The 1,425-nt window shown below is 69.5% G+C and carries 1 protein-coding gene; it reads right to left on the bottom strand.

Annotated elements, in window-relative coordinates; genetic code table 11:
* Positions 1-1,420: penicillin-binding protein 1C (gene pbpC / locus PFH44_RS27540; protein ID WP_283826832.1), on the bottom strand; the 1,420-nt coding region annotated here is incomplete at its 3' end.
* Between the last annotated feature and the right edge of the window lie 5 nt (positions 1,421-1,425).

The raw sequence follows: 1,425 nt of genomic DNA, 5'->3' as shown, positions 1-1,425 counted from the left end.
GCGGCCGCTCCACCAGCGGCGCCTCCGGCGTCATCCGCAGCCGCCCCGCCCTGCCGTGACGGGCAAACGCGCTGTACGCCGCCACGATATCCGCCAGCCGGGCGCCGGCGCCGCCCAGGATCAGCGACAGATTGGGCTCGGCGCCCGCCGGCAGCATCAGCGGCAGGCCGGCGTTGCGCAGCGTGGCGGCAAACCGTTTTGGCCCGTAGGCTTCCAGCACCTGCACGGCTGGCAGGTTCAGAGAGCGCACCAGCGCGTCGCTGGCGCTGACCGGCCCGTGAAAGCCGCTGTCGAAGTTACCGGGCCGGTAATCGCTAAACCGTCGCGGGACGTCCTGCAGTAAAGAGGCCGGATGAATCAGCCCCTCGTCCAGCGCCATGCCGTAGACAAACGGCTTCAGCACGGAGCCCGGGGAACGGATTGCCGACACCATATCGATGTGCCCGAAGCGGCTGTCGTCGCTAATATCCGCCGAGCCGACCCAGCCCCGCACGCGCATATCGGTATGATCGACGACGACGATCGCCAGCGAGCTGCGCGGCGGCAGGCGCGATTTCCAGTTAAGGGCTAAATCCTCCAGCTGGCGCTGCAGCCCGGCATCGAGGGTCGTCACCACCTTGTCTTCGCGGCTGCTGGCCAGCATCCGCCGGGAAAACAGCGGCGCCAGCTGCGGCATCTGGCGGGGGAACAGCCATACCGGCTCTTCCGTGGCCTCGCGCACCGTCTTCTCCGACCACACGCCCTGGGTTTGCATGCGCGCCAGTACCTTATCGCGCGCCGCCTGGGCCCGCTGCGGCCAGCGGTCAGGACGCAGGCGGCTCGGTGCCTGCGGCAGCACCGCCAGCAGGGCCGCTTCGCCGTAGCTGAGCCGGGCCGGCGGTTTCCCGAGGTAAGCCCAGCTGGCGGCGCCGATCCCCTGCAGCGTGCCGCCGAACGGGGCGCGATTGAGGTACAGGGTCAGGATCTCGCTTTTCGACAGATGCCACTCCAGCTGCAGCGCGCGCCACAGCTGGCGCAGCTTGCCGCCGAAGGTTCGGGGATGAGGGTCGAGCAGCCGCGCAACCTGCATGGTCAGCGTGCTGCCGCCTGAGATGACGCGCCCGGAGGTGAGGTCCTGCCAGGCCGCGCGGGCAATGGCCAGCGGATTTACGCCGGGGTGATCCCAGAACCAGCGGTCTTCATACTGGATCAGGGCCTGAAGATAGCGCGGCGACACGTCATCGAGGGTCACCGGATAGCGCCAGACGCCCTGCTTATCGGCAAAGCGCCACAGCGGCGTACCGTCCTGCGCCACCACCACCCGGGCCGGAGCCACCTCGTGCAGCGGCAGGGGCCACAGGCGGTCCGCCGCCAGCAGCGCCAGCCACAGCAGAAACGGCGTCGCCGCCAGCCATCGCCAGCGGCGCCTTATCGTCACCAGCCGCC

Origin of the sequence: Klebsiella sp. Ech2A (assembly GCF_030078455.1) — a bacterium.
Classification (GTDB): Bacteria; Pseudomonadota; Gammaproteobacteria; order Enterobacterales; family Enterobacteriaceae; genus Klebsiella; species Klebsiella terrigena.
This window is presented reverse-complemented; position numbering and strand designations above follow the sequence as displayed.